Source organism: Pantoea sp. BRR-3P, assembly GCF_039621635.1.
Taxonomy (GTDB): Bacteria; Pseudomonadota; Gammaproteobacteria; order Enterobacterales; family Enterobacteriaceae; genus Pantoea; species Pantoea floridensis.
Map to the genome: position 1 here is coordinate 12567 of NZ_CP155068.1, position 13135 is coordinate 25701.

The 13135-nt window shown below is 56.7% G+C and carries 16 protein-coding genes, 1 pseudogene and 1 riboswitch; of the genes and pseudogenes, 10 read left to right on the plus strand and 7 right to left on the minus strand.

Going from position 1 to position 13135, the window contains the following annotated elements; genetic code table 11:
• The first annotated feature begins 135 nt into the window (after window positions 1–135).
• The 7 genes from AAGR08_RS22895 (at window position 136) to crcB (ending at window position 5856) form a co-directional block, all read left to right on the plus strand.
• Complete coding sequence (locus tag AAGR08_RS22895) at window positions 136–1296, plus strand: TDT family transporter (protein ID WP_010260819.1); 1161 nt, start codon at window positions 136–138, stop codon at window positions 1294–1296.
• Window positions 1293–1892 (plus strand): uracil-DNA glycosylase, encoded by a 600-nt coding sequence (locus AAGR08_RS22900; RefSeq protein WP_010260817.1) that lies wholly within the window; start codon window positions 1293–1295, stop codon window positions 1890–1892. Before AAGR08_RS22895 ends, AAGR08_RS22900 begins: the two co-directional genes overlap by 4 nt.
• A gap of 49 nt (window positions 1893–1941) precedes the next feature.
• A riboswitch (Fluoride riboswitch) is annotated at window positions 1942–2011 on the plus strand.
• 78 nt (window positions 2012–2089) lie between these two features.
• Window positions 2090–2998 (plus strand): DHHA2 domain-containing protein, encoded by a 909-nt coding sequence (locus AAGR08_RS22905; protein ID WP_010260815.1) that lies wholly within the window; start codon window positions 2090–2092, stop codon window positions 2996–2998.
• Complete coding sequence (locus AAGR08_RS22910; RefSeq protein ID WP_010260813.1) at window positions 2995–3420, plus strand: universal stress protein; 426 nt, start codon at window positions 2995–2997, stop codon at window positions 3418–3420. Before AAGR08_RS22905 ends, AAGR08_RS22910 begins: the two co-directional genes overlap by 4 nt.
• Before the next feature lie 15 nt (window positions 3421–3435).
• Window positions 3436–4725: a phosphopyruvate hydratase gene (gene eno, locus AAGR08_RS22915; RefSeq protein WP_345830948.1), complete on the plus strand. Its 1290-nt coding sequence runs from the start codon at window positions 3436–3438 to the stop codon at window positions 4723–4725.
• Between the two features lie 43 nt (window positions 4726–4768).
• Window positions 4769–5470, plus strand: coding sequence for a 2,3-bisphosphoglycerate-dependent phosphoglycerate mutase (locus AAGR08_RS22920; RefSeq protein ID WP_013199814.1), 702 nt, complete (start codon window positions 4769–4771; stop codon window positions 5468–5470).
• Between the two features lie 11 nt (window positions 5471–5481).
• Window positions 5482–5856, plus strand: a complete 375-nt coding sequence (gene crcB / locus AAGR08_RS22925) for a fluoride efflux transporter CrcB (protein WP_010260804.1) — start codon at window positions 5482–5484, stop codon at window positions 5854–5856.
• Between the two features lie 133 nt (window positions 5857–5989).
• Here the strand turns inward: crcB and AAGR08_RS22930 are convergent, their stop codons facing one another.
• The 5 genes and pseudogenes from AAGR08_RS22930 to umuD all read right to left on the minus strand — a co-directional run bounded on the left by AAGR08_RS22930 (window position 5990) and on the right by umuD (window position 10363).
• Complete coding sequence (locus AAGR08_RS22930; RefSeq protein WP_010260801.1) at window positions 5990–6391, minus strand: VOC family protein; 402 nt, start codon at window positions 6389–6391, stop codon at window positions 5990–5992.
• A gap of 125 nt (window positions 6392–6516) precedes the next feature.
• Window positions 6517–8634 carry a tyrosine-type recombinase/integrase gene (locus AAGR08_RS22935; protein WP_013199813.1) on the minus strand — a complete coding sequence of 706 codons (2118 nt, stop codon included), beginning with the start codon at window positions 8632–8634 and terminating at the stop codon, window positions 6517–6519.
• Window position 8635: 1 nt separating this feature from the next.
• The gene (locus tag AAGR08_RS22940; RefSeq protein ID WP_010260799.1) at window positions 8636–9619 is read right to left on the minus strand and encodes a tyrosine-type recombinase/integrase; all 984 of its coding nucleotides are present in this window, start codon (window positions 9617–9619) and stop codon (window positions 8636–8638) included.
• Window positions 9620–9692: 73 nt separating this feature from the next.
• Window positions 9693–9917, minus strand: a pseudogene (locus AAGR08_RS22945) (DNA polymerase V subunit UmuC); the annotation flags it as partial.
• A gap of 8 nt (window positions 9918–9925) precedes the next feature.
• Window positions 9926–10363, minus strand: a complete 438-nt coding sequence (gene umuD, locus AAGR08_RS22950) for a translesion error-prone DNA polymerase V autoproteolytic subunit (RefSeq protein WP_345831046.1) — start codon at window positions 10361–10363, stop codon at window positions 9926–9928.
• A gap of 175 nt (window positions 10364–10538) precedes the next feature.
• Here umuD and AAGR08_RS22955 point away from each other — a divergent pair, with 175 nt between their 5' ends.
• On the plus strand, window positions 10539–11399 hold the full coding sequence (locus AAGR08_RS22955; RefSeq protein WP_345830954.1) for a metallophosphoesterase: 861 nt from the start codon (window positions 10539–10541) through the stop codon (window positions 11397–11399).
• A 114-nt stretch (window positions 11400–11513) separates the two neighbouring features.
• Window positions 11514–11780, plus strand: coding sequence for a hypothetical protein (locus AAGR08_RS22960; protein WP_345830956.1), 267 nt, complete (start codon window positions 11514–11516; stop codon window positions 11778–11780).
• Between the two features lie 44 nt (window positions 11781–11824).
• Here AAGR08_RS22960 and AAGR08_RS22965 read toward each other — a convergent pair whose 3' ends face one another.
• Together AAGR08_RS22965 and AAGR08_RS22970 are read right to left on the minus strand one after the other, a co-directional pair.
• Window positions 11825–12181 carry a DUF4440 domain-containing protein gene (locus AAGR08_RS22965; RefSeq protein ID WP_345830957.1) on the minus strand — a complete coding sequence of 119 codons (357 nt, stop codon included), beginning with the start codon at window positions 12179–12181 and terminating at the stop codon, window positions 11825–11827.
• 50 nt (window positions 12182–12231) lie between these two features.
• Window positions 12232–12615 carry an ASCH domain-containing protein gene (locus AAGR08_RS22970; RefSeq protein WP_238344508.1) on the minus strand — a complete coding sequence of 128 codons (384 nt, stop codon included), beginning with the start codon at window positions 12613–12615 and terminating at the stop codon, window positions 12232–12234.
• Between the two features lie 138 nt (window positions 12616–12753).
• Between AAGR08_RS22970 and AAGR08_RS22975 the strand changes: the two genes are divergently transcribed.
• The gene (locus AAGR08_RS22975) at window positions 12754–12969 is read left to right on the plus strand and encodes a YdgH/BhsA/McbA-like domain containing protein (RefSeq protein ID WP_345830959.1); all 216 of its coding nucleotides are present in this window, start codon (window positions 12754–12756) and stop codon (window positions 12967–12969) included.
• Window positions 12970–13135 lie beyond the last annotated feature (166 nt).

Sequence of the window (13135 nt, forward strand, 5' to 3'; positions counted from 1 at the left end):
ACTCCAGCGCAGTGACGATCCTTCGCAAAGTGGGGTGGTTAATCACTTTTATAGATTTATTTTAGCTAAATAACCTGTTTTAAAGATTTACTCTGACATGCCTATAATCTTTCTGTCTACTCAGGAGATTCCGGCATGAACGATAAAATATTCACCCTGCATAACGGTGCGCGTCCGCTGAGCGCGCTGAGCAGCCCGAAAGAGGCCATACGACAGTTCACGCCTAACTGGTTCGCCGCGACCATGGGGACCGGCATCCTGTCGCTGTCTCTGGCGCAGTTCCCCTGGCAGGTTCCGGGATTGCGCCTTGTCGCCGAGGGGCTCTGGATGTTTAACATCCTCCTGTTCAGCGTCTTTGCCGTGATGTATCTGGCCCGCTGGGTGATGTACTTCGGAGAGGCAAAGCGCATTTTCGGCCATTCAACCGTGTCCATGTTCTTCGGCACCATCCCGATGGGCATGGCGACCATCATCAATGGCCTGCTGGCGTTCGGTCTTCCGCGCTGGGGCGCAGACGTTATTCAGGTGGCACACGCCCTGTGGTGGCTGGACGTGGCGATGTCGCTGCTGTGCGGCGTGTGCATTCCCTACATGATGTTTACCCGGCAGCAGCACAGTATTGACCAGATGACTGCCGTCTGGTTACTGCCGGTCGTGGCAGCCGAGGTCGCGGCGGTCAGCGGCGGCCTGCTGGCGCCGCACATTGCTGCCCCACACGCGCAGCTCGGCATCATTATTACCAGCTACGTGCTGTGGGCGTACTCCGTGCCGGTGGCGCTGAGCATCCTCGCCATTCTGCTGCTGCGTATGGCGCTGCACAAGCTACCGCACGAAAGCATGGCGGCCTCAAGCTGGCTGGCGCTGGGTCCGATTGGCACCGGCTCGCTCGGCATGCTGGTCATCGGCGGAGATGCGCCCGGGGTGTTTGCCGCGGCGGGCATGCCGGAAATCGGTCACATCGCGCAGGGCGTGGGGTTCGTTGCCGGCATTCTCTTCTGGGGCTGCGGCCTGTGGTGGATGCTGCTGGCCACGCTGATAACCGTGCGATACTTCCGTGAAGGCATCCCGTTCAACCTTGGATGGTGGGGCTTTACCTTCCCGCTGGGCGTGTACACCGTGGCCACGCTCAAGCTGTCTACCCTGATTGACCTCGCATTCTTTAAAGGCTTCGGTGCGCTTCTTGTCGTCATACTGGCGGCCATGTGGCTGCTTGTCGCGGTGAAAACAGTGCGTGGGGCATGGAGCGGTAAACTGTTTGTTTCTCCCTGTCTGGCAGGCCTGGATCGGAAGCCGTGAGTGAAACCAGCACATCGATGCAGGACTCGTTTTTACGCGAGGAATGCCTCGCGGCAGTCACCGCGCCGCATGTGGCCGCGCTGAATCGCTGGGTCAGCGGCCAGCGTCAGGCCGGTGCAGAACTGCCGTGGTTTGATCCGGCTGACGGCGGGGTTAGGGCCGGACTGCTCGTCCTGCTGCAGTCGCCGGCGCGCAGCAGCCCGTCACCGCGGTTTGTGTCGCGTGATAACCCGGGGCCGGCCCAGCAGAACCTTGGGCGGTTTCTGGCGGAAGCCGGTATTTCGCGTCAGGACAGCGTGCTGTGGAATACGGTGCCCTGGGTCAGTCACGGGCTGCAGAAACGGCCGTCAGCGGCGGACATCCGCAGAGGCTGCGCCTTGCTTGAGGACGTGCTGGCGTATCTGCCCGCGCTGCGCGTGGTGGTGCTGGCCGGTGCCGTAGCGGCTCAGGCCCGCGGGACGGTCAATCATCTGTACCCCGGCGTCCCCGTGTTGACGATGCCGCACCCCAGTCCGCTTTCGCTCTGCACGAGTCCGGCGGTGACGGAAAACATTCGCCGGGTACTCTGCGAGGCACGGGCTGCGCTGGCAGGCTGAGGGCGCCAGCAGAATAATACTGACAGGTTTTGCAACCGGCTCTATACTCATATGACAAGGTGATGGCGTTCCACCTTTCCCAACCGCTCCGTTCCGGAGCTGATGACGCCTGATGCGACTCTTGATTTTCAGGAGGTGCGTCAGGCCGTCCTTACTTTCTTCCCGGCCTGCGTACTTCCCTCTTCGGGGAGAGACCTGTGATACACGTTTTTGGCCACATCAATCCTGACAGCGACGCCATCTGCACGGCCTTCGTCACCGCGCACTGGCTGACCGGGCGCGGCATGGACGCCCGCGCATGGCGTCTTGGCGAAGCTAACCGCGAAACCCATTTTATCTTTGACACCGCCGGACTCACGCTGCCGCCACGGCTTGATATTCCGCTACAGGATGAACGGGTCTGGCTGGTCGATTTCACCGAGCCGGCGCAGGGACCTGACGACCTGCTCCGGAGCAACATCGTGGGGATCACTGACCACCACCGGCTGGGCGGACTGATAACGCAACTGCCGCCGGAGGTACACATACGCCCGCTTGGCAGCAGCGCCACGCTGCTGTGGCTGCTTATGAACGCTGAAGCGCGACGCACGCTGCCCCCGACGCTTGCCATTCTTCTGCTGGGTGCACTCCTGAGCGACACCGTGAATCTTCGCTCGCCCACCACGACCGAAGACGATATCCGTTCGGCTACCGAGCTGGGCGTACTGTCCGGCGTAAACCGCAGAGCCTTCGCCCGTGACCTCCTTACGGCAAAAACTGACGTCAGCGGCCTCAGCGCACAGCTGCTGCTGGACAGGGACCTCAAGGCCTTCGTCATTGCCGGCACTGACGTGCGCATCGCCCAGATTGAGGTCAGCTCCCCGTCACAGGTTGCCACCGTGATGGACGACCTGCTCGCTGCCCTGGCGTATCTGGCAGACCAGTCGGGTGCTGGTTTGGCGGTGCTGATGCTGACCGACATCCGGGCCGGGTTTTCAACGCTTTATTTCGCCGGGCGGGAGAGCGTTAACGCGGCCTCCTGCTCCGTACCGGGTATGCTCAGCCGCAAAAAACAGCTTCTGCCGTGGCTTGAGTCCCGCCTCAACCAGAACGGGAGTTCATTATGACCTGCTACACCCATGCATTGATACTTGTGAACGATAAAGACGACGGCACCCTCCTGCTGAAGCGGGCGGTCGCGCTGGCGCAGCCGCTCGGCATGAAAATCACCCTGGCCCACATCAGCGACGACTACCGGGAAATGAACTACGTGTCCGACAGCCTGATGGACGACGTCGTGTCGGAAGAGGTGCTGAAATCCAAAGCGTTTATGAGCGAGCTGGCGGCCTCCGTGCCTGAGACGGTAGACATGCGGGAGCTGGTGACCATGCGCCGCTTTGAGGACGTGGAGAAGTGCATCGCTGAGCTGGGCGTGGACCTCGTGCTTGCCGGGCACCGAAACCGCTTTATGGGAATGCTGACGTCCCGCTCGGCGGAATACATTAACCACCTCACGGTGGATGTGCTTATCACTCACCTGAATGACTGAACCGGGAGAAACTCTATGCGCTTTACACTGGATAACGTGACCGCCCGTGAAATTCTTGACTCTCGCGGCAACCCCACCGTTGAAGTCGAAGCCCGGACCGTGGACGGAATGATGGCGCGGGCCTCGGTGCCTTCCGGGGCCAGCACCGGCTCGCGCGAGGCCGCTGAGCGCCGCGACGGCGACGTACACCGTTTTGGCGGTAAAGGCGTACTGGATGCTGTCAGGACGGTTAATACGGAAATCTGCGAAGCCTTGCGCGGCAGGGACGTGCGCGAGCAGCGTCAGCTGGATAACATCATGCTGGCGCTGGACGGTACGCAGAGCAAGAGTCGGCTGGGTGCCAATGCCATTCTGGGCGTGTCGCTGGCGGTTGCCCGGCTGGCGGCACAGGCCTCGCACGAGCCGCTCTGGCGCTACCTGGGGGGCCTGCAGGCGAACCTGCTGCCCGTACCGTGCATGAACATTATCAACGGCGGCGTGCACGCCCGCGGTCAGGGCGCGGACTTTCAGGAGTTCATGATAGCGCCACACGGGGCACCCACGCTGCGCGAGGCCGTGCGTCAGGGCAGCGAGGTCTACCAGGCGCTGCGCCAGATCCTGCTGGACAAGAACCTGTCCGCGGCAGTCGGCGACGAAGGCGGTTTTGCGCCCGCCGTATCGTCGAACCGCGACCCGCTGGCGTTTATCGTGCAGGCCATTGAGAAGGCGGGGTACAGGCCCGGAGAAGACATCAGCATCTGCATGGACCCTGCCTCAAGTGAGTTTTTCGCAGACGGAAAATATCATCTGCGCACGGAGGGCTGTGCGCTGAGCGCGGCGGAAATGACGGCGTACTACGGCGAGCTGATGGACCAGTTTCCCGTCATTCTGCTGGAAGACGGCCTGGCAGAAGATGACTGGTCGGGCTGGAAGCATCTGCACCAGCAGCTTGCGGGCAGGGCCGAGCTGGTTGGTGACGACCTGTTTGTCACCAACGTGAAGTACATCCAGCGCGGCATTGACGAAAACCTCGCCAGCGCCGCATTGATTAAACTCAATCAGATAGGCTCGCTTAGCGAAACGCTGGACGCCGTGGCGCTCTGCCAGCGGCACGGGTGGGGCGCGTTCATGTCCCACCGCAGTGGGGAAACGACGGACACATTTCTTGCCGACCTCACGGTAGCCCTGCGCGCGGGACACCTGAAAACCGGTGCGCCGTGCCGCGGCGAACGCGTGGAAAAGTACAACCAGCTGATGCGCATTGAGCAGGCGCTGGGTGAGGACGCTCACTATGCGGGGCTTCATGCGTTTGTGCGCCGCACGTAACAGATCCACCGGACGGCCAGCGGCCGGCACAGGAGCACAGTCTTTGGCACCTTCAACGCTGATTCTCCTGCGCCATGGCGAAAGCCAGTGGAACCGGGAAAACCGTTTTACCGGATGGACAGACGTGCCGCTGACGGACCGGGGGCGGCAGGAGGCTGACCGGGCCGGTGACGTGCTGCGGGACGCGGGCCTGCTGCCCGATCGGGTCTTCACCTCGGTGATGACGCGCTGTGTTCACACGGTCTGGCGGGTGCTGGACCGTCTTGGCCGCAGCTGGACGCCCGTGGACAAACACTGGCGGCTGAACGAGCGGCACTACGGTGCGCTGCAGGGGCTGAACAAGGAAGCGGCTGCCCGGATGATGGGTGCAGAGACCGTCCGGCTCTGGCGCAAAAGCTTCAGCGGCATTCCCCCCGCGGACGCAGGGGCTCCGGCGCAGCTGCGTCGGGACCCGCGCTACAGCCGCGTTGCGCTGGCCGACCTGCCTGCGACGGAAAGCCTGGAAATGACGCTGCGTCGCGTCATGCCCTACTGGCAGCACGCCGTGATGCCGCAGATACTCTGCGGAAGTACCGTTCTGGTCGTGGCGCACGGCAACACGCTGCGCGCCCTGGCCGCCTTCCTGGACGGCATGCCACACGACAGCTTGGCACAGTTGCATATCCCGACCGGCGTGCCGGCCGTATACCAGATGGATGCGGCCGCACAGGTCGTTTCCCGTTATGTTCTGAATATAAAAAAATAAAAGGAGTGAACGTGAATCAGCTTTTTGCTGTCATCACCGGCGGTGCTTTAGGGTGTGTTATCCGCTGGCAGCTGGGCGCGCGCCTGAACGCGCTTTTTCCGGACCTGCCGCCGGGGACGCTGCTGGTCAACCTGCTGGGAGGGTTTATCATCGGAGCGGCGCTGGCGTATTTTCTGCGCCATCCCGGCCTCGATCCGGCCTGGCGGCTGCTCATTACCACCGGGCTGTGTGGCGGAATGACGACCTTCTCCACGTTCTCGGCTGAGGTTTTTGCCCTGCTGCAGTCCGGCAGCTATGCCTGGGCAGCCGCCTCGGTGCTGATACACGTGCTGGGTTCGCTGGCCATGACGGCGGCCGGATTTTATATCATGACGCTGTGTGGTTAACCCGAGGGAGACCTTAGTGCAGTGACCGCTGCACTGAGGTATATTGTTCAGAAGCGCTCTCTGCAGGCCAGACCTGACAGGGTTTACGCTTGTAATGCTTCCCGTACACCTGAGGCGCTGCTGTGAAAGAATTTCAGGCCTGCCTGTTCTGGTAAAGGTCCCAGCGATTGCCGTAGATGTCCTCAAATACGACAACCATTCCGTATTCTTCCTCCCGTGGCTCCTGAAAGAAGTGGACGCCTTTTGCCTTCATAGCATTGTAGTCGCGCCAGAAGTCGTCGGTCTGCAGGAACAGAAAAACCCGTCCGCCGCACTGATTGCCGATAAAGCCTTCCTGCCGGTCGTTCGACGCGCGGGCAAGAAGAATAGCACAGTCGCTGTCAGGGGCCGGCGTCACCACGACCCAGCGCTTACCCGGCTGCGGCGTGTCTTCAATGAGGGTAAAGCCCAGCTTATCGGTGTAGTACTCAATTGCACGATCGTAGTCATCGACCACGACCGCCACGTATCCCATACATCGCTTCTGTTTTCTCATCTGCTGCTCCATCAGTTACGGCATTACGCCCGTTATAATCAGCTTTATATCAAATACGGCGTTCAGTTATCTGTACTGATTCTGCACTGATACCCTCAGACCTGACATTGTAAGCATCTGAGCAGTCAGGATTGTGGGCCCAATCTTGTAAGAGCCTGCTCAACCTTTTCAGCATCCTGCTCCAGTATGGCTCTCTCATCGGGAGTGAGCGGGACCTCTTCGAGGTAACGCCGGATGGATGCTTTACTCTCCAGTATCAGCCCGCGCGCGCTATCCTTCAGCAGGTTAAAATCGCAGCCGATGCAGGCCATCCGGTGCGGGCAACTGCTCCAGAAGGGGTTCGTACAGTATGAGTCGCCCAGATCGTAGTAGGTCGCGGGCCCGGACAGGCTGGCGGCTTCAGGATCGTGGTCAACCAGCACGCTTATCATATGAGCGACCCTGTCGGCTTTGACGAACGAGGCAGCCAGCTGAGTCGGGCGGATGCGAAGATAGTGCATTGTAGACTGGGGCGTTGAATGGCCCGTCCACTGCATCAGTTCGTACAGCGACATGCCCTGCGGTACGCTCGCCAGCGCGGTCACGGCTGAGGCCCGCCCCCGGTGGCTGGTTATCATTCCGCCACTGTCTTCACAAGGCACGCCCGCTCTTGCGCATAGCATCGGTATCACGGTGCGGTTGAGGATAGCGCTGCCGGCAGGCTTACCCCGGTACTGAAACAGAAGCCGGACTTTCTCACCGGTTCGCTCGTCAGCGAGCAAAGCCTGTTCTGCCGGACGCTCATCCAGCCATATGTCGACGTATTTTTTCACCACGGCCGCCACCGGTTTAACAAAGGCTTTTGAGGTTTTTCCGGCAGGGATATGCAGGTAACACAGGGTTCCTGCCGGGATGATACTTCCGTCGTCCTTCACGATATCGTCCGCCTGCGGCGCGATGCACCCGGTTGTCAGGCGGAGCAGTTCGTTCTTTCTTACCCCCGCATGGGTCCAGATGACGGCCATTGCCTGCAGCATGGCCAGTGGATAATGTATTTCAGTGAGCAGATCTTCCTGACGCAGATTGAGGCTGGCCCAGATGAGCTTCAGCCAGACCGGATCGTCAATAACACGGGGATTGACGCCGCGACGGAACAGCGGCGTATCCGGTGTGGAAAGATGGCGGGCAGGGCTGAAGTGCAGGCGCCCCCAGCCCCAGTTTTCGTAATCAATCATAAAACGGCGCAGAGAATAGATAAAATGCGCCCTGGAATGCGGCATCATGGGCTCGCCGGAGCGCACCGATTTGCGGGTGCCCCTTTCCGTGCCCAGCTGAAGCTCATCCACGTTCATCCGGCCTACCGCCGCAATGAAGCTGGCGCAGGTTTCCATTGTCCAGTCTGCCGGTTCCCGAACCTCCGGATGCTCCTTTTTCAGCCAGAGGCCGCAGCGCAGAATAAAGCTGTACTGGCTTTCACGGGTGCGCGGCCTGAGCACCGACGTTTCCCGCCAGCGCCGGCACCAGTGCACCCAGGCCGGATCGACGCCTTCGACCGGCTTTTCGTACCATTTTTTATAGTTTCGCATCCTCACCGGGGCGCTGATAATCCCCAGTGCGGCAAGTGCATGTGAAACGCGGCCGACGTAACGGGATATTCCCTTGTCTGTCCCGCTCTGGGCGCGCCAGAGGAGTTCAGGCGTAAACGTTTCAAGCCGGGGATCCCTGTTCATGATCATCAGTGTTGCCAGTATACCCGAGACATGATTTTTCTGGCTGGTCGGGGCATAACCCAGCGACGTCAGCGTATCAGTCAGCCGGTCCAGCTCCTGGTGATAAAAAGCCTGGCCGAAGATGGCAGAAGCATAGAGCGCGGGTTTACGTATATCAGGCAGGCTGAGCGGGTCATGCAAATCAGCCAGATGCCAGGCAAAAGCGGCCATTAACGGACGGCCCTCCCTGACTTCCCGGCACAGCGTCAGCCAGCGTTCCTGCGGCCAGCACCAGCAGGGCATGCCGTCTGCATGCATTTCGCGCAGCAATCCGGCTATCACCAGCCCCGTGATTTTGCTGCCGCATCCGCTTCCGGCGGCAATGTCCATCAGCGGCCTGATGAGGTCCGGCACCGGCTTCGTTCGCAGCATACGGGACCGGCTGTGAGCGCTGCTCAGTGCCGTCCGTTCAGCGAGGGTCAGTGACGCCTCAAGCCGGTATTCAGTCATGTCGAACGGATGCCGGCTGTTTTCAATCGGTGTGTGTGGGCTCATGTTATTTCTCTGTTCTGAAAATGAGGTTCGCCATCCTGATATCTGCCGTTTCAATCGCGCCAGCCATCCGGGCAGCCAGGTCCCTGCCAGAAAGATGAATATAAATCTGTGTTGTGGTCAGGTCGCGGTGTCCTGCATAGGTGGCAAGTTCGTGCAACTTCCAGCCCGCGCGGGCAAGGTGTGTGAGTCGCAGGTGCCGGAAGGTATGGGTTGAGATGTCCGGCATCCCAGACTCAAGCGCCCATTTCCGTACCGTTTTGCTCCAGGTCCAGAATGAAAGCGGCCCGCCCTGATTACGATCGGACTCAGAACGGAACAGGGCACCTCTTACGATTCCGGTCCGCTTCATCTGCATAAGGTGCGCGGCCAGCACTGGCACTACTGCCGGGCTGTAACAGACAATTCGTTCACGCCGGCTCTTGGTGGTTTCTGCCCGGATGCGGATGAGCCGGTGAGCAAAGTCGAAGTCGTCAATACTTAGCGAGGTAATTTCAGACCGACGCAGCGCGCCGTAATAGGTTAATGCCAGCATCAGGCGGTCACGCAGTGGGGAAGCGGCGGCATGATAAAGAAAACACTGCCACTGCGCATCGTCAGGAATGCGCGGCAGCTTTACAACGCGGGGAACCAGTCCCCGGCCGGAACTCAGCATGCCGGGCGTGCCGGATCGGGGCAGCGGATTGACCGTGCAAAGATCCAGGTACATGAGAAAGTCATACCAGAGGCGGATCGCCGACAGGCGAAGCTGGAGCGTGGCGCTGGCCGCGGAAAAAGGCATCCCGGGTAACTGAGGACTAATATAGGCAGCCAGGTCTTCAAACCGCGCCTTTTCAGGTTTAATTCCGTTCTGGCTGCAGAACGCAAAGTAATGACGGAGGGCATTGCGGTAGGCTGTTAGCGTGGCCTGCGCCCGCCCCAGATCGGATAACAGTTGCAGCCAGCGCTCTGCCAGCAACAGAACGTGTTCACTCGGTGGAATCAGCATTGCATTCTCCTCTGACAACAGCTTTGCTGTTCAAAGTTTACTCAATCAATGTTGCATTCCACGTAACTTACTAAAGAGCGTAATTGCTGCTGAACACATGAATTTTCTCAGGATAATCCTGCGTTTTTATCTGGAACCAAGGGGCTCCCATTTTTACATATTTTTTAGCTGCAGCACTGCGCGCAATAACACACCCATCATTATTACTTAATACCACCACGGGTTTACCGCGTAGGTCTGGGCGGAACAGGGTCTCGCAGCTAGCGTAGAAAGAGTTTACGTCTGCCAGTCCAAACATGGCCATGATTACCTCCTGCGCGCGCGTGTGCTGTTGAAAAACCAGGTCACGACGCCAAGAAGTTGTAATTCATCGGGATAAATAACGGAGTAGGCCGGGTTCATAGGCAACAGCGCTAGGCGAGGGTGTAATTGCAAGCGTTTAACAGTAAATTCGCCGCCGACTTCAGCAATAACAATATCACCATGGTTCGCTTCTTCAGCGCGATCAACAACCATGATGTCTCCATCAAACAGCCCCAACTCTTCCATACTGCTGCCACTGGCGCGAACAAAAAAGGTTGAGGCCCGCCGACGTATGCAAAGTTCGTTGAGGTCCAGTTCTGACTCGACATAATCTTGAGCGGGGGAGGGGAATCCCGCGGAGCAGGCATCTCCATAAAAGGGAATTTTTAACGGTGGGCAATACAGTGGCGCCCATAGAAGCGTCAAACCATTATGGTACATGGCCGGTTTCATAACCCGACTCTCCAGACTAAATCCCTTGATTGATGTGCTAATCGCTGTGTGTAGTTCATAAAAAGTCCCCCCTAATTTATACTGTTTATGTATACAGTATTATGGAGTGGGAATTATCTGGCAAGAGGGGGGGATGTGATAGAGGGAGGATGTGACTTGCAAATTGCTGAACGTAGAGAATTTTTTTCTTAAAAAATCTCTTCTGAAAATGGAATGCAAGCTAGTGTCTGTGGCTTACCTTGAGGAATCCGTTCTCAATGTAGATAAACCAACCTGGGAAGCAAATATGCTGATCGCGCAGTTTTCAGATATTCATGCCACGGCTGGTAATGACTCTCTTCATCGGCTTGACCGTGTATTGGCATGGTTAGCCCAAGTGGGACCCGACGTGTTGGTCATTACGGGTGATTTGATCGATGACCAGTGGCTTGAGGGTTATGAGCGGATAGCTTCGCGTCTACGTCAGCAAACCTACCCTGCATTGCTTCTTCCAGGTAATTCTGACCATCGTGGCCAAATGCAATCAGTCTGGGGCTCTCAACAATGGGCGCCTGACTCGCCTGACGGTACACTCAACTTCAATTTTGACTTAGCCGGTCTACATCTACTGGGTGTCGATTCGACGATTGAAAATGAAGATTATGGCTCTGTGCATGGTCAACTTGAGTGGCTGGAAAAGCAGCTTATTAACGACAGGCATTCTCCATCTCTGCTGTTTATGCATCACCACGTTTTTACCTCGGATATACCGGGCTTGGATAAGACGATGTGCAGATGCGTGGACAAGCTAACTGATGTCATCTTACGAGCACCTGGAAAGGTGATGGCTGTTTCAACAGGACACGTTCACCGACCCATTTCGAGTATGCTGGGAGGTAACCCGGCATACGTTTGTGGTTCAGTTTGCCCGGCGAATCCAGTCTGGTTTGGAGCAGAGAGTATTCCCTCAGCTGATGATCCCCCGGCACTGATGATTCATCGTTATGCCGGCAATGTCCTAACTAGTCATCATGTGTCCGTATAAATGCGTGCGAAACAGGAGAGGGGAGGGGAATGATACCTATTTGATAGCTATTGCTTTTATCTTTAATCAGTTGCAGTACATTATGTTTACAGCATTTAGCTAATGGAGGGACTGATGCCACATTACTGCATTCATAAAAAGAATAAGCATACCTTGGTGTTGAACAGAGCGGATGAAAGCAGAGCAACGTTGCTGATCAGTCAGGAGTATGACAAACAGTTTGAAGAAGTTACCGCATCCGATGCTGAAGCTGCACTGCTACGTTTTAGGGATATTTGCAAGGAAGAAAAGACTACGGAGTCTGCATTCGCAACGGGTGGAGTGTTTGTAGCGCTAACGGTTGGATTGAAGGCCGCGGTAAATTCGTTGTTCCTGAAATAAAGGCCCTCAAAAATAGCTTATTGCTAATGCTTCAATAAGCATTATTAAGTTGAACCTGCTTCTGGTGTGCCCTGGTGAAAAGCGAGCTGCCAGCCGTTTTCCTCGCAGAGTATCCAATAAGATGTGCGTAGAGACGCTCGACTACCATCGGATTGGGAAGTTCTGTAATGCAATATTACGCCGGCATCACCCAGGCAGATCAGCTGAAAATCAGCGCTCAGAATATCTGGGGCATCTCTCTCGTGCTCGAGTGATGCTATGGTCTCGATGCGGTTAACCATCAAGCCTGAACGGGTGATTTCGTGAAAATGTGGATGCAATATTTGCTCAAGCCAGTTGCGATCGCTCCGCTTTTCACCATGAAGGCTGCACTCCAGAATTTTTAGCTTTTCAAGCAGCACGGGTTATATCCTCGACCTTATGAGCATTAGATTTTGCCCGCGTTTCGGTGTCAATCGTTGGCTGACGCAAGGTGATGTATTACATCTACCTCAGAATCTAGCTCAATATCAGGATAGTGTTCACGCATCCCTGCCAGCAGTACCTTATCAGGCCACACATCTCGCTTATCCAGATAACCTGCAACAGCAGACAACGGCATCCTGTTGACTTTGGTCACCATCACTCGTGCTGTGTCAGATGTATCTGATGCATTCACATAGATCATCGCACCAGGAACTATTTCCTGTTCACGCCAACGGATGGTATGCGTTTTTATGCCTGTCCGAACTTCGGAAAGCAGCCGCGGGACAATTTTAAGGCTTTGAACCATGTTATCTCCTGCAAAGCAATAGTGTGCTTGTTCAACTCTGCTTTGCGATAAGGTGTTATCCATAGGAAGTGCCTATCGGCGTAATAGTTAGCACGATCACAATACCAGCATTTATTGTTAATTATGAAATGATAACTATAGGTATTATTATTCCATCGAAAGCGAGCGAGCTTTCAACCATACACACTAAGGAATATGACCATGAAAACTATCAAAGCAATGTTTATCGCCGCCGTAGCCGCTCTTTCTCTGATGTCTGCAGCAAGCTTTGCGCAGAGTGTTTCAGTCACCTCCGGTACGCTGGATGGTGCAGAAGCAAAAATTGCAGCGAAGGCTCAGGAACAAGGTGCTCAGTACAAAATTACTGAGGCAAACACCAACAATATCGTGCACATGACCGCAGAATTATACAAATAACGGATGGTCGCAAAGGGAAGTGCCGGAAGAGGTCGCCATAATGGCGGCCTTTTTCGCGTTAAAATCTGCGAATGTGTCACCGTTATCCCAAATTTTAAAGGTTCTGGATTAGTACTGGGAAGATAAATCTATAGTTATGCCTCTGTCTTCTGCTTATCATGAAAAC